The organism is Listeria sp. LM90SB2 (assembly GCF_028867355.1).
GTDB classification, from domain to species: Bacteria; Bacillota; Bacilli; order Lactobacillales; family Listeriaceae; genus Listeria; species Listeria monocytogenes_B.
Genome location: NZ_CP046449.1, coordinates 619,973 through 639,239, shown reverse-complemented (window position 1 = coordinate 639,239; position 19,267 = coordinate 619,973). Strand labels below are relative to the sequence as shown.

Here is a 19,267-nt window from a genome sequence, read left to right as displayed (position 1 = left end):
CTATAATGGATTTAGTTTGGACTATTATTATTCAATTAGTGCTAAGTTACGTTGCGACGGTGACGTTTGCGATTATTACAAACGTTCCGAAAAGAGCGTTGAATGCTTGTGGTATTACCGGAACATTTGGCTGGATGGCTTATTGGACTTTAATGCAAATGGACTCTGGAACAGGCGCATCCTCTCTAGCAGGGGCTTTCGTCGTCGCTGTACTCAGTCACTTTTTTGCGAAATATAAGAAATTGCCAATTACGATTTTTAATGTTCCGGGAATTGTCCCGCTCGTTCCTGGGGGACTTGCTTACCAAGCTGTGCGTAATTTTGTATTAGGTGATTATACGGAAGCAATTGGCTTTTCTGTGCAAGTAACAGTCGTTGCTGGCGCGATTGCCGCTGGATTAATGTTATCAGAGGTTTTCAATCATAGTATTAGAACATTCCGTGAGCGTAAAGAACGTATTTGAAAAAAACCAATCTCTAATAGAGATTGGTTTTTTTCAAATACACGGCTTCTCACTTTATGGCGCAGGAATCATTACTCCATAAACAAATATCTGATACGTAACCACTACATTTTCTCCAGTAAGTGTCCCTTCATGGTTGGCTGGTATACTTCGGTAGTTTTCCCACTTCTCAATCCCGCTACTACTAAAGTCAGGATTTTGCGAAATCACATAGGGGATTTCATTGCCTTTGTCATCTATTATATTGAAGGTCATTCTTTCTGGTAAGGAATACGTTTCTCCTTCTTTAGCAGAAAGAACAATATCAGATACTGCTTCTCCTTGGCTATAGATTTGTTGATTATAATTTAATCTCATATGGTATTGGTCTAAATTAGGATAAACAGGTACTAAATCACCATTTTTATAGGTTGTTAAATCCGTTAAAACAAATGGATTTCCATTGTTATCAACAAACTTAATTGTTATGGTAACATCTTGTGCTTCTTTCGTATAAATATAAGTTACTTGCGTGGCTTGATTTGTGAACGTTCCATTCGCATTGTTCGGTAGTTTTGTTGTATCTAAAACATAACCATCAATTTGTAATTTGTATTTATCTGTTGAAGCATCGTAAGGTTCGCCAACATTTCCGCTAATTGTTTGTGGCTCGTGGATTGGTTTTCCATCTTGATCGAGGTATCTAACAGTTACAGTAGCTACGGACACTTTTTGATAAACATAAGTAACGACTTGTGCTTTTTCTGTAAAAGTCCCGGTTGCTTCTCCTTTGACTTCTTTCCACGTATAGCCCTCGATATTTTTCATAGAAGTCTGATATGGTTTGCCGATGTCGCCTTCTAATGTTTCAGTGGCCGCAACTGAATTTCCTTGTTCGTCTTGATAGTTTACCGTTACAATCCCTTTTTCAACCGGGGGCGCTGTATTATTTTTACTTGTATGTATATATCCTACGTATGTATACCCTGCAATTGATTCGGGTTGTTTCGTTTCTTTTGTTCCTTTTACGACGGTTTGAGATTCTTGGGTTTTTAAGTTACTATTCTCTGTTGCTTGAACAATCGACCCAACTAACAAACTACTACCGCCAAGGACAAGAAGAAATACTAATAGCTGCTTGGCGTGTCTTTTTTTCAATGTAAGAAGCCCAATGCCACTTCCTAATAAAATAAACCCTAGAATGACTAAATAAATATTTGGGCCAACATCTCCAGCTTTTAATAGTGTTCCATTTTGATCTTTATTATTGTCAGAAGTATTATCTGTATTTGTAGTTGGTCCTGAAGTATTTTTTTGATACACAAAGGAATAGTTTTCATAATCATTTGTAAGTGTCTCGTTTGGCTTCCCTTTGATAATACTATTTTTTTGTGTTTCCGTTAATGTGCTGATATCAATGTATTTATACGTGACATTGCTTGTATCCGTTTCAGCAGCATCAACTTGCGAATTTCCAAAAAGGAAACCCGTACAAAATAACATCACTGCGAATAAGCAAAGAATGTATTTTTTCTTCATAGTGCAATCCCTCCCCCATATAATTAAATTCTCATTTTAACTGCTCACTCTTCCTATCAAAAAGAGAGCAAAACTAGCGCTTAATTAAGCTAAACAATTATATATTAGGCAAAAAACATTATCAATGAGTTAGAATGTGTCTATTTTGTGAATAAACAAATTTTCAAACCAATTAAATAATCTTTTACTAGAAGTAATACTATTCTATTCCATTCCACAGTTTCATATCGCTTAAACAATAGAACTATATTTAAAATCTGTACATAATTGGGCTAAATATTATAAAAGAACTCTAAACTATTAGCAAGTGTATAAATATGTCTATATTGTGAACGATTCTATTCTTTTAAAAAAAGTGAATCTAATAATGACCTATACTTCATTAATTCTTCCTAAAAAAAGAAACTAGATAAAATGATTTCTCACTTTTTCTAGTTTCTTTTTTACTTTATCGTCTAGCTATATTCACTGTTGTAAACACGAATTTATCATAACGGTGGCGCGATTTGGAAAATTCAAACGCGAGACCATTGTTTAAATACACGGTTTGTTCTACTTCGACAACGGGATCATCAGAAGCGCAGTCGAGATATTGCTGATCAAGCAGTGTCGCTTTATCCGCGCGAATTTGTTTGTAGGAACTAGCAATTTTTAGGTTCAAATCGTCTTGAATGTACGAATAAATCGACCCCTCTAAAATTTGCTGATTGATGCCTGGGATAACCCCAACTGGCATATACGTATGTTCTAGCACATATGGCTCATCTTTCACTAGCCGAACACGAAGAATGTCATAGATTGGTGTTTCCATTTCGATATGAAGACGCTCTGCAATTTCTTCAGTTGGAAAGATAACTTTAAACTCAATAACTTTACTAATAACTTTCTTGCCGTTCAAAAGTTTAGTGAAGCCGTTTACCTCTTGGTTATGAATCTGTAAGCGGTCCGCGTCCAGCGCCGATTTGATAATGAAAGTACCATGTCCGCGTTTACGATATAGTAAGCCTTCAAGAACAAGGACTTCCAGTGCTTTTTTCATTGTCATTCGACTACAATCAAACTCTTTCGCCAAAGTTATCTCATCAGGAATAGGTTGATTAAGCGGATAGGCGTGATTCATAATTCTTTTGCGGATTTCTTCAGCAATAAAGCTATATTTTGTCTGGTTCTGAGCCACGGAAGTTCACCTCTTTACACATAATACTTTTATTTTATCACATTTAGTCTTCAAAACCATTGTTTTCTGAAAGTTCTTTGTACCAATGTCCGGATGCTTTTATAGTACGTTTGAAATTATTGTCTAAATCAACTTCTACTAAGCCATAACGGTTTTTGTAAGCATTCGCCCAGCTCCAGCAATCCATGAATGTCCAAAGATGATAACCATGACAGTTAGAACCTTCTTCAATGGCTTTATGCAGCCATTTCAAGTGACTCTTAATGAAATCGATTCGGTACGTATCTTCAATCATTCCGTCTGCATTACGGTAGCGACTTTCGCCTTCTACACCCATACCATTTTCAGAAATGAAGAATGGAATATTATCGTAGTTATCACGCAGATTAATCGCAATATCATAAATCGCTCTTTCGAAAATTTCCCAACCACGATATGGATTCATTTTGCGGTAAGGCATTTCATAGTTATCAAAAAGATGTTCTGGCATAAATGGTGCATCCGGATGAGCTGCGTATTCTTTCGCTTTCACACGACGCGGTTGGTAGTAGTTTACACCAAGAATATCAATAATGTTGTTTTTAATTATCGCCAAATCTTCTTCAGTATATTCTGGAAGCGCGTCATGTTCGCGAATAATTTCAACAAGGTCAGCTGGGAATTCCCCTTTTGTAACCGGATCAAGGAAACTACGGTTGAAAATTAGATCTGCAATATGAGCCGCTTTTAAATCAGCTGGATTTTGGCTTCTTGGATACGACGGCGTTAAGTTTAAAATGATTCCGATTTGGCCTTCTGGAATTTCAAGTGCGTGGAATTCTTTAACAGCAAGCGCATGTGCCAAAGTAGTATGGTAAGCAACCTGAGTCGCACGTTTAAAATCAACGACATTCGGATAGTGCATATCGTATAAGTAACCTGCTTCAACAGGAACAATTGGTTCATTAAAAGTAAACCAATGTTTCACACGATCTCCGAATAATTCAAAACATGTTTTCGCAAAAGTTGCATACGCGTCAACTACTTCACGGCTTTCAAAACCGCCTTTTTCTTGCATCGACATTGGCATATCAAAATGATATAAATTCATAAATGGTTCCACGTCATTTGCAAGCATTTCATCAATAACGCGATTGTAAAAATCAACCGCTTTCGGATTCACTTCGCCAATACCATCTGGAATAAGACGTGACCACTGAATCGAAGTACGGAAAGAATTATGCCCAGTTTGTTTCATTAAAGCAATATCTTCTTTATATTGATAGTAAAAATTAGATGTATTCGTAGGTCCTACATCGTTAAAGAAACGACCTGGTTCGATTTTGTACCAGTGATCCCAAATACTCGGTTTTCTGCCATCTACATTTGCTGCGCCTTCTGTTTGTGGGCCGGACGCCGCACTTCCCCACCAAAAATTCTCTGGAAATTTATAAGTCATTTTTCTACCTCCAACTATTATTTGCTTTTATTATACCTTATTTATTTAAAAGTATAAACTTATTTATTTAAAAGTTCGTTTTTTATTTTTATTTCTTACACGTATTGCCAAAAATCGGCTAATCCGCTACAATAATAAAGTCGTATAAGTTCGGTAATATGGACCGTTCGTTTCTACCAGGCAACCGTAAAATGCCAGGCTACGAGCTATTGTAAAATTTAATAGGGATTTTTTTGCTATTTTTATTTATTATTCCCTTTTTTACCTAGGCTCTTTCCGTTATGTGCGACAACATAAATAGGGAGGCTTTTTTTAATGGATAAATTTTTCAAACTACGCGAGAACAAGACGACTGTTCGAACAGAAATACTCGCGGGGCTAACGACTTTCTTATCGATGGCTTATGTACTTTTCGTCAACCCATCTATGCTTGCAACAACTGGAATGGAATTAAAAGCTGTTTTTGTGGCGACGATTCTTGCTTCTGTTGTAGGATCGCTTGCAATGGGACTAATCGCTAATTACCCGATTGGACTTGCACCAGGTATGGGACTAAATGCGTTTTTCGCTTATACCGTTTGTGCGCAGTGGGGAATTCCTTGGCAAACGGCGCTGGCTGGTGTTCTCGTTTCTGGCTTAGTGTTCATTTGTTTAACTATTTCTGGACTTCGCGAAAAAATCGTTAATGCAATCCCAACGGAACTAAAATTCGCAGTGGGAGCAGGTATTGGTTTTTTTATCGCCTTTTTAGGGCTTAAAAATGCTGGAATTATTGTGCCAAATGAATCTACTATTGTAGCGCTTGGTGACTTACATTCTGGCCCAGTGTTACTGGCTGTTTTCGGGATTGTTGTTACTGTTGCTTACATGACAATTGGTTGGAAAGGTGCGATTTTCTTTGGAATGGCAACAACCGCTGTTGCTGGAATGTTGTTTGGACTGATTGATGTGCCGACTCAAGTTGTTTCATCTGTACCAAGTATGGAGTCAACGTTTGGTCAAGCAATTATTCACTTACCAGATATTTTTACACCACAAATGCTCATTGTTATTTTGACATTTTTCTTCATTGATTTTTTTGATACTGCCGGGACACTTGTTGCGGTTGCGACTCAAGCTGGATTTGTAAAAGATAACAAAATTCCGCGCGCAGGTCGTTCGCTATTCTCGGATTCACTTGCAACAGTATTTGGAGCGATTTTCGGGACTTCAACAACGACTTCTTATGTAGAATCTACTGCTGGGGTTGCTGTTGGTGGTCGGACAGGTTTAACTGCCGTTGTTATCGCAATCTGTTTCTCACTTTCACTATTCTTCTCGCCGCTTCTTGGCGTAATTACAAGTGCGGTTACGACTCCAGCGCTTGTCATTGTTGGGATTTTAATGATTGGAAATGTCGCTCATATTGATTGGACTAAATTCGAAGTAGCTGTTCCGTCCTTTTTCGTTATTTTAATGATGGTACTGACTTTCTCTATCGCTACTGGTATCGCAATTGGTTTCATTTTCTATCCAATCACCATGGTACTTAAAGGACGCTACAAAGAAGTGCATCCGATTATGTACGTGATGATGGTACTGTTTATACTGTACTTTATGTTCGTCGTTTAGACAGCAAAAAAACCGGGGATTCCGCATCCTCGGTTTTTTCGTTTAATCATAATACACAATCATATAGTTTTTGCCTTTTTCCTCGTCGTATCCTTGTACAAAATCAGTTTCTTCCAGCTGTTCTAAATCTTTCACAACAACCGAAATATTTTTGCCAAGCTTAATCGTTTTACGTATTTTTTTCGATAGTTTTTCGCGCTTTTCTTCATCTAATTGGAATGTTTCTGGAAAACGGACATTGTTTTCTCGTTCGAACGTATCCACCATTGTATTGAATTCGGTAATCTCTTCCGGTTTTTCAATTGTCGTGCGAGCAAATTCAGCAATATTCAACGTCTCTTCTCCTGCTAAATATTCCGATGTCGCTTTTACAAAATTAGATTTATCAAGCAGTGATTCCTCGCGTTGTTTAATATAATCCGTACAAACTTCCACAAAACCTTCCGTGTAAAATTTCTCATCGGTTATCTTATCAATACTCAAAAACTTATCTTTCCAATAAACCGAATCGCCGCGGTTAAGCCGGTCTAAAATCAACACTTTATTTCCCGTGTCATGATCCACATTGAAAACCAAGCAACCTTTATCTAAATCCGTCCCGGTAATCCCTTTATCATAGCCAATTTGGAATTCTCTGCCATTGAAATCATTTTTAAGAAAAACTTCTTTGTTTTCGACTTTAAAAATCCCGATTCCGTTCGTGAAATCACCATCGACAACGCAGCCCTCAATAAAGAAAATCCAAACATCGCCACTTTTAATATTCGGGTGGGTTGTTTCGCTATATAAATGCTCTAAAATCTTCTTGGATTCATCCAGAAACTCGTCCTCCGCGACAAACATATTCGCAGCAAAAGTACGAACTTCATTAAAATCCAAATCTGTTTCATGCGTAAATTGATAATATTCATCTTTATTAAATGGCTCTAAGAAAATCGAAGCTAGTGTTTGATTCATTTCCGAGCCAATGTCAGCGAGCACATTCGCTGATACTTCTGTTCCTTCTTCTCTCGCTTTATTTCCAGCAAAATGGACCACGAGTTTAGTAATTTTTGCGTATGAAAAATCTGGCATTCCTTTATCATCCTAACTTTTATAAAATAGGTATTTCCTGTATACTAAATTTATTATGAACAAATGGAGGTACGTAATGATTCCAGCAGATTTTGAAGACCGTGTTTATACAGTCGTGCGCCAAATACCGCGCGGTAAAGTGACTACATATGGCCAAATCGCCTATATGATTGGCTTTCCTAAAAACGCCAGACTCGTAGGTGCTACGCTAAAACATTCGAAGCGTGACCAAATTACGCCTTGCCATCGTGTCGTCAATGCAGCTGGTCGACTTGTCCCCGGTTGGGAAGAGCAACGCGAACTCCTTTTATCAGAAGGTGTGACATTTAAAGAGAATGGACACGTCAAAATGAAAGATCATTTTTGGCAATAAGTGCTATATCCACGTCCTATATCTTGAACACCGTGCGAGTCCGACCCATAGACAAACGGAATCTGTAACTCGCTAGCTAATGTCACTATTTTCTTTGGTGGGTATGTCTCTCCGCAAAGGGGCTTAAATAGTCCCGCCGTATTAAAATCAAGTTCATAGTCTCGTTTTTTCACTAAAGCAAGAATCACCCGAAATTTCTCCATTACTTCCTCAGAAAAATCGCTTGTATCCGCCCCAAAGAATTGCTGAAACTTCTGACACAATGAAATATGCCCCATTCTCCGCGGTTTAAAAAGTCCTAAATCCGCTTCAATTGACTGTTTTACACCTTCTAAATAAGCAAGTTGCGCTTGTTCAAACCCGCCATAAAATTGTACAATTCCTTCATTATAATCCTCCGCTGAAAAATCAATCGAACGAAAACCACCTTGCCCCTCTAAAAAATGCAGCGACAACACACCATCATCCGTTTGTGGTCCATACTCATTCAAAAAATCCCGCGTAAAATCCTCATAACCAATCAAATAATCCACTTCAAACCCGATATGTATTAATAAATCGCTCGCATATTTTTTCTTTATATGGTTCATTTTCTTAAAATAATAAGGGAAATCACTCATTGCCATACTAGCCGTTGTCACAGCTTCCTTGTCCCCAGCTGTATTTTTCATAAATTCACTCGAAAGTGGCGCGTGCTCTACTATAGAATACTCATCAAAATCCAGTTCAATCGCTTTTAAAACCATTTCTTCCACGTCATCATGCGTACCATGTGGACAAAATTCTGTGTGCGTATGCCCGTCTCTTTTCATATTCAACCCTCTTTCAAAATTCTTTTCCCTAAGTGCTCTAAATGGTACACTAATTATACCATAAGCAACTATTTTTCTATTCATTATTTACAAAAACACTTTAACGTGCTAATATGCTAATAAACTAAAATATCGTAAAGGAGCTAACCAGATGAACTTAAATAAGAACTTACCAACCGGAACACGTGATAAACTCTTTCGTGAAGCACAAGCTGCATACAAAATTGAGCAACAAGTGAATCATTATTTTGAAAAACGTGGATTTAAACGTATTGAAACACCTGTTATCGAGTTTGAAGATGTCTTTTCTTCTGAACATCAAGCCGATGCGAAGTTATACCGTTTCTTTGACGAAAAAGGACGTTTGACAGTTCTACGTCCGGACATGACCCTTCCAATTGGTCGAGTTGTGAGTACAACTGGTGTGATGCTCCCTCTAAAACTTTCTTATAGCGGAAAAATTTTTCGTGCCAATGAAGATTTTGGTGGCGAACAAAACGAACAAACGCAAGCTGGAATTGAAATCATTGGCTATCCTTCGATTAAAGCAGAGATTGAATGTATTTTAAGTGGAATCGGGGTTTTAAATGCTCTAGAAATTCCGAATTTTCAAATTGAACTCGGACATGCAGCAATTTATCGTCGTGTTATCCAACTTTTAAATCTCTCCGAAACAGCTGAAATTGATTTTCGCCAACTAATTCAAAATAAAAGCTTAACTGGTATTAAACGATTTGTTGCCAATAATCCAAGTACACTTGACGATTTTATTCTAGCCATACCAAGATTATTTGGCCCAGCGACAGCTATTTTAAACCAAGCAAAAAGTTTAACGACTGACAAAGGAATTTTAACGGCACTGCGCGAAATGGAAACCATTGTGGAAGCTGTTTCTTACACAGCAGATATTAGTGTCGATTTAGGACTCGTACAAGATTTTCATTATTATACAGGTATAATTTTTAGAGGATACGCTGACCTTGCTGCTGATAATTTTTTAAGCGGCGGCCGTTACGATCACCTACTAGAACAATTCACCAGCTCTTCCTCCCCAGCAGTTGGTTTGGCTCTTAATCTCGACTCCCTCACAACTCTACAAAACCGCGCTGGCATCATCAAAAAACAAACGCCAACAACTCTTTTGATCCACTACGACCTTGAAGCACTCCCACAAGCAGAAAAATTCATGCAAGAAACACCAAATAGTGAATTAAGTTTTTTTGAAACAGCATCAAACGCCATCTCTTTTGCAAAAAAATGGCATATTCCCGAAGTCGTTCACGTCTCGAGCCAAGGCATCCAAACTATTTTACAAAGGGAGGTGGACTGATGAAAGCTCTAAAAATTGCTCTAACGAAAGGTCGACTGGAGAAAGACGCAGTGGCACTTTTGGAAAAAGCTGGGATTGACTGTTCTTCTATGACAGATAAAAAGCGTAAACTAATTTTTCATAGTAGCACTCAACCAATCTCTTTTATTTTAGTAAAAGCGGTCGATGTCATGACTTACGTAAAGCACGGGGTTGCGGATATTGGCATCGTTGGTAAAGACGTTTTAATGGAAGCATCTAAATCCCATTATGAAATGCTCGACCTTGAAATCGGCAAATGCCAGTTTTGCCTTGCTTCTACACCTGACTTTGACCCGAGCAGTTATCGACGAAAAATCATCGCAACCAAGTATCCAACTGTTGCTTCCAAATTTTTCCGTGAAAAAGGCGAAGATGTAGAAATTATCAAAATCGAAGGATCCGTCGAGATTGCTCCAGTGCTTGGTCTTGCTGATGCCATCATCGATATCGTCGAAACTGGCTCCACTTTAAAAGAAAACGGCTTACTTATTTATGAAAAAATGTATCCAATCTCCGCCCGTCTGATTGTCAATAAAGCTTCCTTAAAACAGAACAAAACGCAAATTTTCCAATTAATCGACCAATTAGAACAAGTGATAAAGGAGGAGCGCGCTGAATGAAAATTTTAACCGGAACAGTAAATGAGCTATTAAACGAGCTCAAAATAGAAACTGATACGAACACTTCCATCCAGGTGGAAACCGAAGTAAAAACGATTATCGAAAAAGTCAAAACAGCTGGCGACCAAGCCCTATTTGACTTCACATCCAAGTTTGACGGCGTAGGGCTCACCGAACTCCGCGTTCCAGCCGCTGACATCCAAGCTGCAAGCGCAAAAATCGAACCTGCCTTCTTAGACGCGCTCCAACAAGCAAAAGTAAATATCGAAAGTTTCCACAGCAAGCAAAAACAACATGCTTTCCTTGATAGTGAAAAAGACGGCGTCATTCGAGGGCAATTAATTCGTCCACTAGAAACCGTCGGCGTTTACGTTCCCGGTGGCACAGCAGCCTATCCTTCATCGGTTTTAATGAATGTGTTGCCAGCCAAAATTGCCGGAGTAAAGCGAATCGTAATGATTACCCCTCCCGGTGAAAACGGTATTAATCCTTACGTTCTAGCCTCAGCTCAACTAGCTGGTGTGGACGAAATTTACCAAGTTGGCGGTGCACACGGAATCGCCGCTCTAGCTCACGGAACAGAATCTATCCCTAAAGTAGATAAAATCGTCGGTCCTGGAAATATCTATGTCGCCACTGCCAAACGTGAAGTATTCGGCTTAGTTGATATTGACATGATAGCCGGTCCATCCGAAATCGTCGTGCTCGCAGATGAAAACGCCAATCCTGCTTTTATCGCAGCCGACTTACTCTCCCAAGCAGAGCACGATATTTTAGCCCGTGCTATCTTAATCACAACTAGTAAAAAAATCGCCGAGGAAACACAAAATGAAATTGACAAACAGCTAGAAAATCTACCGCGAAAAGCGATTGCTCAGAAATCTATCGAAACACGAGGAAAAATCATTATCGCAGCAACCACACAAGAAATGTTCGATATCATGAACGAAATCGCCCCAGAACACTTAGAAGTACAACTTGAAAATCCGATGAACTATCTCTATCAAATTAAAAACGCTGGCTCCATTTTCTTAGGGAGTTATGCATCGGAACCTCTTGGCGACTATTTTGCTGGCCCAAATCACGTCTTACCTACAAGTGGTACCGCAAAATTCTTCTCTCCTCTTGGTGTTGAAGATTTTACCAAACGTTCCGCCTTTATTTCTTATACAAAAGAAGCACTCGCAAAGGAAAAAGATGCTATCGTTTTACTTGCTAAAAAAGAAGGTCTAGACGCCCATGCCAAAGCCATTCAAATTCGTTTTGAGGAGGAAAACTAAATGAGAACAGCGACTAAAACACGCATTACTGCTGAAACTTCTATTGAGCTTTCCATTAACCTAGATTCCCAAGCAGAATCAATTATTTCTACTGGAGTCGGATTTTTGGATCACATGCTCACCCTTTTCGCCAAACACAGCCGAATAACTTTAAATGTAAAAGCAGATGGTGATACATATATCGATGCGCATCACACCGTAGAAGACATCGGCATCACACTCGGGCTTTGTTTAAAAGAAGCACTTGCTGATAAAGCAAGCATTAATCGTTACGGCTCCGCTTATGTACCGATGGACGAATCACTTGGCTTTTGCGCACTAGATTTAAGTGGTCGTTCTTATTTAGTTTTTGACGCCGAATTAACAAACCCTAAACTCGGTGATTTTGACACAGAACTAGTGGAAGAATTTTTCCAAGCAGTTGCCTTTAACACGGAAATGAACCTTCATCTCCGCGTTCTTTATGGCAAAAACACGCATCATAAAATCGAAGCACTTTTTAAAGCATTCGGTCGTGCTCTTCGTGAAGCAATCACGATTAACCCAGAAATCAAAGGTGTAAATTCAACTAAAGGGGTCCTGTAAATGATTGTTATTATTGACTACGATACAGGAAATACGAAAAGCATCAGTAAAGCCCTTGATTTTATCGGGTTACAAAACAAAATTTCTAGTGATAAAACAGAAATCGCTCAAGCTGATGGTGTTATTTTGCCCGGAGTTGGTGCTTATCCAGAAGCCATGCAAGAACTCACTCGACGCGGATTAGATAAAACATTAAAAGAAATTGCTACCGCTGGCAAACCAATTCTTGGCGTTTGTCTTGGTATGCAACTATTACTCGAATCAAGTAACGAACATAGCTATACTAAAGGGCTCGGCCTCATTCCCGGTCATGTCGAAATGCTACCAGACGAATCCGAATTTGCCGTTCCGCACATGGGCTGGAATCAATTACAAATCAAACGCACCACCCCGCTTACACAAAACATCGCTGGAGAATATGTCTATTACGTTCATTCCTACTATGCCAACTGTCCAGAAGCTTACATTATCGCAACAAGTGGTTATTCTATTGATATCCCTGGCATGATAAATAACGGCAATATTTACGGAGCACAGTTCCATCCTGAAAAAAGCGGCCAAATCGGTCTTGAAATTTTAAAAGGTTTTAAGGAGGTCATTCGTTCATGCAAATCTTCCCAGCAATAGACTTAAAAAATGGACAGTGCGTCCGTCTCTTCCAAGGCGACTTCTCTAAAAAAACAGTTGTCAATGAAGACCCAATTGCCCAAGCAAAAGCATTTGCTACAGACGGCGCAACCTATTTGCACATCGTCGACCTAGACGGTGCATTAGAAGGACGTCCTATCAATCTAGAAATTATTCAAAGGATGAAAAAAGCAGCTAAAATCCCTGTTCAAGTTGGTGGAGGAATTCGTAGCATGGCGCAAGTGGATTATTATCTTGAATCCGGCATCGACCGCGTGATTATCGGTTCTGCCGCTCTAACAAATCCAGATTTCCTACGTGCGGCAGTCCAAAAATACGGAGCTAAAATTGTAGCAGGTATCGATGCCAAAAACGGTTTTGTCGCAACAAGAGGTTGGCTCGATGTCAGTCAGGTAAGCTATTTAGATTTGGCTAAACGAATGGAAAAAGTGGGTGTTGAGACAATCATTTACACTGATATTAGCCGTGATGGCACGCTAACTGGACCTAATTTAGAACAAATGGCAAATCTCAAAGAGCACGTTAAAGTTAGTTTAATTGCTTCTGGCGGAGTGAGCAGTCGTGCAGATTTGGAAGCACTCGCCCAACTCGGCTTATATGGAGCAATTGCCGGAAAAGCCCTTTATAATCATGATATTTCCATGTCAGATATTGTAGAGGTGGAACAAATTGCTTACTAAAAGAATCATCCCATGTCTTGATGTCACAGCAGGTCGAGTCGTCAAAGGTGTTAATTTTGTTTCCTTAACAGATGTCGGGGACCCTGTCGAAATTGCTAAAGCTTATAATGAAGCTGGTGCCGATGAGCTCGTCTTTCTTGATATCACGGCAACTGTCGAACTCCGTCAAACCATGATAGATGTTGTGGAACGAACTGCTGAGCAAGTTTTTATTCCACTCACAGTTGGTGGGGGTATCAGTAGTGTTTCTGACATGAAAGAACTTCTTCAAGCCGGAGCCGACAAGATTTCGCTTAATTCCGCCGCCATCAAACGACCAGAACTCATCCAAGAAGGAGCAGCAAAATTCGGAAACCAATGTATCGTTGTCGCAATTGATGCAAAATGGAATGGTACAAATTGGAGCGTCTTCACGAGAGGCGGTCGAAATGATACCGGACTTGATGCTATTGAATGGGCTAAAAAAGCTGTACAACTTGGTGCTGGTGAAATCCTACTAACAAGTATGGACGGCGATGGAACCAAAAACGGTTACGATATTCCGCTCACAAAAGCAATTTCAGCAGCAGTTTCCGTCCCAGTCATTGCTTCAGGCGGTTGCGGGAATGCCGCACATATGGCCGAGGTTTTTGAAAAAACAAAGGCAACCGCCGCTCTCGCTGCAAGCATTTTCCACTACGGTGAACTAAGCATCAAAAATGTCAAAACAACCTTACTCGAAAAAGGAGTGAATATTCGTCCATGACTTCTGTAGATTTTTCTAAAGGTCTTGTCCCAACTATTATCCTAGACGATCAAAATGGCGACGTTTTAATGCTCGCTTATATGAACGAAGAAAGTTATCAAAAAACCCTTGAAACTGGCTATACTTGGTTTTTTTCGCGCTCCAGAAACGAACTTTGGAATAAAGGCGCGACAAGCGGACATACTCAAAAAGTAAAACAAATCTGGACCGATTGTGATAACGACACATTACTTATCCGCGTAACCCAAATCGGTCCAGCCTGCCACACCGGCAAAAAAAGCTGCTTTTTCAATCTTATAAAGGAGGATTTTTAAATGTTAAATGACCTATATGAAGAAATTAAACTGCGTAAAACTCAACCAAGAGAAGGCTCCTATACCAACTATTTGTTCGATAAAGGCCTTGATAAAATTCTCAAAAAGGTTGGTGAAGAAGCAACCGAAGTCGTTATTGCTGCCAAAAATAACGAGCAAGAATTAATCGCTGAAGTATCCGATTTAACTTATCACTTGCTCGTTCTCTTAGCCGAGCAAAATATTCCATTATCAAAAATCCAAGCAGAGCTTCAAAATCGTGAAGGAAAGCTAAGCACCACTCGCGACCGTAAAGAAATTAACGATTTATAAAAACATGACATTTTCGTAAGCTTAGAGATCATTATTGTAAGAAAAAGCGCATGATTTTTAAATACATTTTTTATATACTTGTTTACGTGGAGAGCTTTCATTTTCCCAAGAGAAAGCAAATAATGTTAGAGCAATAATTCTAGTATCCGAATTAGTCTTATCCCTTGGCTCGCTTTAATATTATTTCTCCCTAATACTCCCTTAACCGCATCCCCCTGGTGCGGTTATTTTTTTATTACATCTTCAATTTCTACGCATTAAAACCTAAGCAAACGTTCTCATTAACTACATTTTAAAAAATTTCAGAAAAATTGGTTTTTATGCTTGAAAATATTCTCAACAATGTGTAAACTAACAACATAGGTAAGAAAAGTTGACCTACTTAATGTACACAAGCCGATGTTCTTCTTGCTTTATAACATCACGTGTAGTTACATTAAGTTTTCTACTTTTCCTTATAGTCAAAATATTTAAACAAGGAGCGATTATAGTATGGCACAAACATCCACTATTCAAAATGACACAAAGGCAGCCGAAGAATACGCAGCTCGCGTGTTTGAAACAATTAAACTACGGAATCCTGGCGAAACGGAATTCCACCAAGCAGTTGAAGAATTCTTAAACTCTGTTATCCCAGCCCTTGCAAAAGAACCTAAATACGAAGCAAATGGTATTTTAGAACAGTTAACAGAACCCGAACGCCTTATCAGTTTCCGAGTTCCATGGGTGGATGATTCTGGCACAGTACATGTAAATCGCGGTTACCGTGTCCAATTCAATAGCGCAATTGGTCCATATAAAGGCGGTCTTCGTTTCCACCCTTCCGTTACTGGAAGCATCGTCAAATTCCTCGGTTTTGAACAAATCTTCAAGAACTCCCTAACTGGCTTACCAATCGGTGGCGGTAAAGGTGGCTCTGACTTTGATCCAAAAGGAAAATCAGACTCAGAAGTAATGCGTTTCTGCCAAAGTTTTATGACTGAACTACAAAAACATATCGGTCCAGATACAGATGTTCCTGCTGGTGATATTGGTGTTGGTGGTCGTGAAATTGGCTACTTATTCGGTCAATACAAACGTCTTCGCGGTGCGTATGATGCCGGTACAATTACAGGTAAAGGCCTTTCTTACGGCGGAAGTTTAGCTCGTACAGAAGCAACCGGTTACGGTCTTGTTTATTTCACCGTTGAAATGTTAGAAGCAGCCGGTGAAACCATTCGCGGCAAAAAAATCGTCGTTTCTGGTTCAGGTAACGTTGCGATTTATGCAATCGAAAAAGCACACGAATTGGGCGCTAAAGTAGTTGCATGTAGCGATTCTGCTGGTTTTGTTTATGACAAAGAAGGTATCAAAGTTGAAACAGTAAAACAATTAAAAGAAGTAGAACGTAAACGTATTAGCGAATACACAACCATTCATCCATCTGCAGAATATTACGCAGGCGGCGACGTATGGTCCGTTCCATGTGATATCGCACTACCATGTGCAACTCAAAATGAAATCAACGCTGACCAAGCTCGTGCCCTTGTAAAAAATGGTGTTATCGCTGTTGCAGAAGGCGCAAACATGCCTTCTACTCTTGATGCAGTGGATATTTACCACGAAAATAAAGTTCTATTCGGTCCTGCAAAAGCTGCCAATGCTGGTGGTGTTGCCGTATCAGCACTTGAAATGGCACAAAACAGCACACGTATGAGCTGGACTTTCCAAACAGTCGACGAACATTTACAAAACATCATGAAAGATATTTATAAAAATTCAAGCAATGCTGCAAGCGAGTATGGCGCACCTGGTAACCTAGTTATCGGCGCAAATATCGCCGGATTCCTCAAAGTAGCAGACACAATGATTTCTCAAGGTATTATTTAATTCAAAAAGCCCTTCTTTCTATCCGAAAGAAGGGCTTTTTTGTTATCTCATTAATTTTCGTAAAATAAAGGAAAGTCCGAACCATAGAATCACACTAATAAAAATCGTCACAATCCAACCAAACGTATTATGTTCTAAAGGAAGTGGCATGTTCATTCCAAAGAAGCCCGTAATAATAGTAGGAACCGTCAATAAAATGGATAGCGCCGTTAAAATTTTCATCGTATCATTCAAATTATTGTTCAAAATATTATTATATGTACCTGACAATTGCTGTAAGATTTGAGAGCTCAGCCCCGTCATTTCCACCAGTTGCCTCGCTTCAATTAAAGCATCTTCAAATTGTTCCTTTTCCACTTCATTAAGCTCACGATAAATCAGATGGGCTTTCATTTGCTCCAGAAGCGCCGCATTTTGCTTAGATGCCGAAACAAAATAAACAATCCCAGTTTCCAAATCAGATAATGACAATAAATTTTTCTTCGTCGTTTTAATTTTCAATTTGTCATTAATCGTTCTTCTATCCGTATCCATTTCTTCCACATATGGAAAAAAAGCATCCATAATAAAATACAAACTACTAAATAAAAATTGAAAAATAGTTACGTCATCTGATTCTTTTAAATAACGCTTCATTTTTCGTGTAATATATTGATTGTCATTATTTGTAATTGTTATCAATTGCTTATCTTTTATTATAAAAACCATTGGTATTGTCTCATAATGGTTATCCATTTTCCTTTGATCAGGCACATTAAACACAATGACAAAAGTATTGGACTTTTGATCATATTCAAAATGCGCACGTTCATTTCTATCAATCGAATAGGCGATTACTTCATCATCAATATGATATTTTTCGTAAAAATCCGCTAGATTATCTGTACTATCTGTATCAATATTAATCCAATTATATTTGCCGTTTCCAAAAATTGTTTGAATGGACATTTTTTCATCCTACTTTCCATGAGGTCATAAAAAAAGAGAGTCTCATTTTTCAGAGCATCTCTATTTCTACATAATTATAGCACAGAATCTGGGAAATTCTGTGCTACAACTATCTTAAAGGAGTGTTTATTTGAAATAAGCAATTAAGAATATTTCTATGGGGGAAGTAATTTATTTTCAATTAGCTTATTTCAAATGACAATCTCTATGGGATAAGTATATCTTACATTACTTTTATGTCTAAGTCAATACTTTTGTTACAAAAATATTTCATAAAAAGCAAAAAGGGTATTTTAACAACAATTTGTAACATTAATGCAATAATCGTGATATTTTTCTATCTTTTCTTTACTATGCTATAATTAACTAGGAAATATCTTATATATAGGAGGAATTGGCATGTCAAAAAATCAAGCAACTGCTTATATCGGTACATATACCAAAGCCGAGAGCCAAGGTATCTATCGCTTAGTAATCGACAAAACTACCGGCGAAATCAAAGAAAATAAATTAGCTGGAAAAATGGACAATCCAACATATCTTAAAATTTCAGATGACGAAAAATTCGTTTATTCTGTAGCAAAAGATGGCGATAAAGGTGGGGTTGCAGCTTTTTCTGTGGAAGAAGACGGTTCGCTTACTTTCATTAATCAAGATGTTCAAACAGGTAACCCACCATGTTACGTAGATGCCTCTCATGACGGTTCTATCGTTGTATCTGCAAACTATCACTTAGGCACAATCGTAAGCTATCCAACAGAAAATGGTGCATTAAAGCCTTCTGTTTCTACCATTCAACATACTGGTAAAAGTGTTCACGAACGCCAAGAAAAACCACACGCGCACTTTGCAGGATTCACACCAGACCAAAAATACGTTATCACATGTGACCTTGGAACAGACAAAGTAACGACTTATTCCGCTACTGCTGGCAAACTTGAAAAAGTAACTGAGCTAGACGTAAAACCTGGAAGCGGTCCTCGTAACCTAGTCTTCCATCCAAATGCTAAATATGTGTACATCATGACAGAATTAACTTCCGAAGTTATTTTTGCTGAATATGATGAAGCTACTGGCGCATTAAACGTGATTCAAACAATCGCTTCTCTTCCAGAAGGTTTTGACAAAGAAAATAAAGGTAGCGCTATCCATATTTCTCCTGATGGTCGTTTCCTATATGTGTCAAATCGTGGCCAAGATGCCATCGTTAGTTATGCAGTTGCCGAAAACGGCACACTAACACTTGCAGCAACAACACCAGTAGAAGGCGTAGGTCCACGTGACTTCGACCTGAGCTACACTGGCGAAATCTTAGTTGCAACAAACGAAAACAGCAATAACGTTACTGTTTTTGGTGTTAACAAAGAAACTGGTGCACTTACATTACTTCAAAAAGATGTAAAAGTTCCTGAACCAGTTTGTATTAAATTCGTAAAATAACTTAAAAA

The 19,267-nt window shown here is 38.7% G+C and carries 20 protein-coding genes and 1 riboswitch; of the genes, 14 read left to right on the top strand and 6 right to left on the bottom strand.

Going from position 1 to position 19,267, the window contains the following annotated elements; translation table 11 throughout:
* Window positions 1-5: 5 nt before the first annotated feature.
* Window positions 6-464 (top strand): threonine/serine exporter family protein, encoded by a 459-nt coding sequence (locus GL301_RS03065; RefSeq protein WP_003725887.1) that lies wholly within the window; start codon window positions 6-8, stop codon window positions 462-464.
* A gap of 54 nt (window positions 465-518) precedes the next feature.
* Here the strand turns inward: GL301_RS03065 and GL301_RS03060 are convergent, their stop codons facing one another.
* The 3 genes from GL301_RS03060 to GL301_RS03050 all read right to left on the bottom strand — a co-directional run bounded on the left by GL301_RS03060 (window position 519) and on the right by GL301_RS03050 (window position 4,597).
* Window positions 519-1,982: a MucBP domain-containing protein gene (locus tag GL301_RS03060; RefSeq protein WP_003740459.1), complete on the bottom strand. Its 1,464-nt coding sequence runs from the start codon at window positions 1,980-1,982 to the stop codon at window positions 519-521.
* Window positions 1,983-2,430: 448 nt separating this feature from the next.
* Window positions 2,431-3,159, bottom strand: coding sequence for a GntR family transcriptional regulator (locus GL301_RS03055; RefSeq protein ID WP_003726768.1), 729 nt, complete (start codon window positions 3,157-3,159; stop codon window positions 2,431-2,433).
* Window positions 3,160-3,202: 43 nt separating this feature from the next.
* A complete protein-coding gene (locus tag GL301_RS03050; protein ID WP_003726767.1) occupies window positions 3,203-4,597 on the bottom strand; it encodes a glycoside hydrolase family 1 protein in 1,395 nt (464 codons plus the stop codon).
* Window positions 4,598-4,717: 120 nt separating this feature from the next.
* Window positions 4,718-4,819, top strand: a riboswitch (purine riboswitch).
* A 93-nt stretch (window positions 4,820-4,912) separates the two neighbouring features.
* On the opposite strand from GL301_RS03050, the gene GL301_RS03045 reads away from it, so the two are divergent.
* On the top strand, window positions 4,913-6,208 hold the full coding sequence (locus tag GL301_RS03045) for an NCS2 family permease (RefSeq protein ID WP_003721367.1): 1,296 nt from the start codon (window positions 4,913-4,915) through the stop codon (window positions 6,206-6,208).
* Window positions 6,209-6,250: 42 nt separating this feature from the next.
* Here GL301_RS03045 and GL301_RS03040 read toward each other — a convergent pair whose 3' ends face one another.
* A complete protein-coding gene (locus GL301_RS03040; protein ID WP_003727269.1) occupies window positions 6,251-7,282 on the bottom strand; it encodes a nucleoid-associated protein in 1,032 nt (343 codons plus the stop codon).
* Window positions 7,283-7,358: 76 nt separating this feature from the next.
* Here GL301_RS03040 and GL301_RS03035 point away from each other — a divergent pair, with 76 nt between their 5' ends.
* Window positions 7,359-7,655, top strand: a complete 297-nt coding sequence (locus GL301_RS03035; protein ID WP_003727270.1) for an MGMT family protein — start codon at window positions 7,359-7,361, stop codon at window positions 7,653-7,655.
* On the opposite strand, the gene hisJ is transcribed toward GL301_RS03035, so the two are convergent.
* Window positions 7,640-8,467: a histidinol-phosphatase HisJ gene (gene hisJ / locus GL301_RS03030; RefSeq protein ID WP_010958766.1), complete on the bottom strand. Its 828-nt coding sequence runs from the start codon at window positions 8,465-8,467 to the stop codon at window positions 7,640-7,642. The two genes, GL301_RS03035 and hisJ, sit on opposite strands and share 16 nt — an antisense overlap.
* A gap of 151 nt (window positions 8,468-8,618) precedes the next feature.
* Between hisJ and GL301_RS03025 the strand changes: the two genes are divergently transcribed.
* The 10 genes from GL301_RS03025 (at window position 8,619) to gdhA (ending at window position 16,871) form a co-directional block, all read left to right on the top strand.
* The gene (locus GL301_RS03025) at window positions 8,619-9,797 is read left to right on the top strand and encodes an ATP phosphoribosyltransferase regulatory subunit (protein ID WP_010958765.1); all 1,179 of its coding nucleotides are present in this window, start codon (window positions 8,619-8,621) and stop codon (window positions 9,795-9,797) included.
* Window positions 9,797-10,438 carry an ATP phosphoribosyltransferase gene (hisG, locus tag GL301_RS03020; RefSeq protein ID WP_003725470.1) on the top strand — a complete coding sequence of 214 codons (642 nt, stop codon included), beginning with the start codon at window positions 9,797-9,799 and terminating at the stop codon, window positions 10,436-10,438. The genes GL301_RS03025 and hisG overlap by 1 nt, the downstream gene beginning before the upstream one ends.
* Window positions 10,435-11,718 carry a histidinol dehydrogenase gene (hisD, locus tag GL301_RS03015; protein WP_003725469.1) on the top strand — a complete coding sequence of 428 codons (1,284 nt, stop codon included), beginning with the start codon at window positions 10,435-10,437 and terminating at the stop codon, window positions 11,716-11,718. Before hisG ends, hisD begins: the two co-directional genes overlap by 4 nt.
* Entirely contained in the window at window positions 11,719-12,303 is a 585-nt protein-coding gene (hisB, locus tag GL301_RS03010; protein ID WP_003725468.1) for an imidazoleglycerol-phosphate dehydratase HisB, read from the top strand.
* On the top strand, window positions 12,304-12,930 hold the full coding sequence (hisH, locus tag GL301_RS03005) for an imidazole glycerol phosphate synthase subunit HisH (RefSeq protein ID WP_003725467.1): 627 nt from the start codon (window positions 12,304-12,306) through the stop codon (window positions 12,928-12,930).
* On the top strand, window positions 12,909-13,631 hold the full coding sequence (gene hisA / locus GL301_RS03000) for a 1-(5-phosphoribosyl)-5-[(5-phosphoribosylamino)methylideneamino]imidazole-4-carboxamide isomerase (protein WP_003731317.1): 723 nt from the start codon (window positions 12,909-12,911) through the stop codon (window positions 13,629-13,631). The genes hisH and hisA overlap by 22 nt, the downstream gene beginning before the upstream one ends.
* The gene (gene hisF, locus GL301_RS02995) at window positions 13,621-14,376 is read left to right on the top strand and encodes an imidazole glycerol phosphate synthase subunit HisF (protein ID WP_003725465.1); all 756 of its coding nucleotides are present in this window, start codon (window positions 13,621-13,623) and stop codon (window positions 14,374-14,376) included. The genes hisA and hisF overlap by 11 nt, the downstream gene beginning before the upstream one ends.
* Window positions 14,373-14,690 carry a phosphoribosyl-AMP cyclohydrolase gene (hisI, locus tag GL301_RS02990; RefSeq protein WP_003725464.1) on the top strand — a complete coding sequence of 106 codons (318 nt, stop codon included), beginning with the start codon at window positions 14,373-14,375 and terminating at the stop codon, window positions 14,688-14,690. The genes hisF and hisI overlap by 4 nt, the downstream gene beginning before the upstream one ends.
* Window positions 14,691-15,002, top strand: a complete 312-nt coding sequence (hisE, locus tag GL301_RS02985; protein ID WP_003725463.1) for a phosphoribosyl-ATP diphosphatase — start codon at window positions 14,691-14,693, stop codon at window positions 15,000-15,002.
* 492 nt (window positions 15,003-15,494) lie between these two features.
* Entirely contained in the window at window positions 15,495-16,871 is a 1,377-nt protein-coding gene (gene gdhA / locus GL301_RS02980) for an NADP-specific glutamate dehydrogenase (protein WP_003725462.1), read from the top strand.
* Window positions 16,872-16,913: 42 nt separating this feature from the next.
* Here the strand turns inward: gdhA and GL301_RS02975 are convergent, their stop codons facing one another.
* Window positions 16,914-17,819, bottom strand: coding sequence for a magnesium transporter CorA family protein (locus tag GL301_RS02975; RefSeq protein WP_003727274.1), 906 nt, complete (start codon window positions 17,817-17,819; stop codon window positions 16,914-16,916).
* A gap of 399 nt (window positions 17,820-18,218) precedes the next feature.
* Between GL301_RS02975 and GL301_RS02970 the strand changes: the two genes are divergently transcribed.
* Window positions 18,219-19,259, top strand: coding sequence for a lactonase family protein (locus tag GL301_RS02970; protein WP_009917974.1), 1,041 nt, complete (start codon window positions 18,219-18,221; stop codon window positions 19,257-19,259).
* The last annotated feature ends 8 nt before the right edge of the window (window positions 19,260-19,267 follow it).

Coding starts and splice junctions, on each gene's coding strand:
- GL301_RS03065 (WP_003725887.1), top strand. CDS start 6: ATGGATTTAGTTTGGACTATTATTATTCAATTAGTGCTAAGTTACGTT.
- GL301_RS03060 (WP_003740459.1), bottom strand. CDS start 1,982: ATGAAGAAAAAATACATTCTTTGCTTATTCGCAGTGATGTTATTTTGT.
- GL301_RS03050 (WP_003726767.1), bottom strand. CDS start 4,597: ATGACTTATAAATTTCCAGAGAATTTTTGGTGGGGAAGTGCGGCGTCC.
- GL301_RS03045 (WP_003721367.1), top strand. CDS start 4,913: ATGGATAAATTTTTCAAACTACGCGAGAACAAGACGACTGTTCGAACA.
- GL301_RS03040 (WP_003727269.1), bottom strand. CDS start 7,282: ATGCCAGATTTTTCATACGCAAAAATTACTAAACTCGTGGTCCATTTT.
- GL301_RS03035 (WP_003727270.1), top strand. CDS start 7,359: ATGATTCCAGCAGATTTTGAAGACCGTGTTTATACAGTCGTGCGCCAA.
- hisJ (WP_010958766.1), bottom strand. CDS start 8,467: ATGAAAAGAGACGGGCATACGCACACAGAATTTTGTCCACATGGTACG.
- GL301_RS03025 (WP_010958765.1), top strand. CDS start 8,619: ATGAACTTAAATAAGAACTTACCAACCGGAACACGTGATAAACTCTTT.
- hisG (WP_003725470.1), top strand. CDS start 9,797: ATGAAAGCTCTAAAAATTGCTCTAACGAAAGGTCGACTGGAGAAAGAC.
- hisD (WP_003725469.1), top strand. CDS start 10,435: ATGAAAATTTTAACCGGAACAGTAAATGAGCTATTAAACGAGCTCAAA.
- hisB (WP_003725468.1), top strand. CDS start 11,719: ATGAGAACAGCGACTAAAACACGCATTACTGCTGAAACTTCTATTGAG.
- hisH (WP_003725467.1), top strand. CDS start 12,304: ATGATTGTTATTATTGACTACGATACAGGAAATACGAAAAGCATCAGT.
- hisA (WP_003731317.1), top strand. CDS start 12,909: ATGCAAATCTTCCCAGCAATAGACTTAAAAAATGGACAGTGCGTCCGT.
- hisI (WP_003725464.1), top strand. CDS start 14,373: ATGACTTCTGTAGATTTTTCTAAAGGTCTTGTCCCAACTATTATCCTA.
- hisE (WP_003725463.1), top strand. CDS start 14,691: ATGTTAAATGACCTATATGAAGAAATTAAACTGCGTAAAACTCAACCA.
- gdhA (WP_003725462.1), top strand. CDS start 15,495: ATGGCACAAACATCCACTATTCAAAATGACACAAAGGCAGCCGAAGAA.
- GL301_RS02975 (WP_003727274.1), bottom strand. CDS start 17,819: ATGTCCATTCAAACAATTTTTGGAAACGGCAAATATAATTGGATTAAT.
- GL301_RS02970 (WP_009917974.1), top strand. CDS start 18,219: ATGTCAAAAAATCAAGCAACTGCTTATATCGGTACATATACCAAAGCC.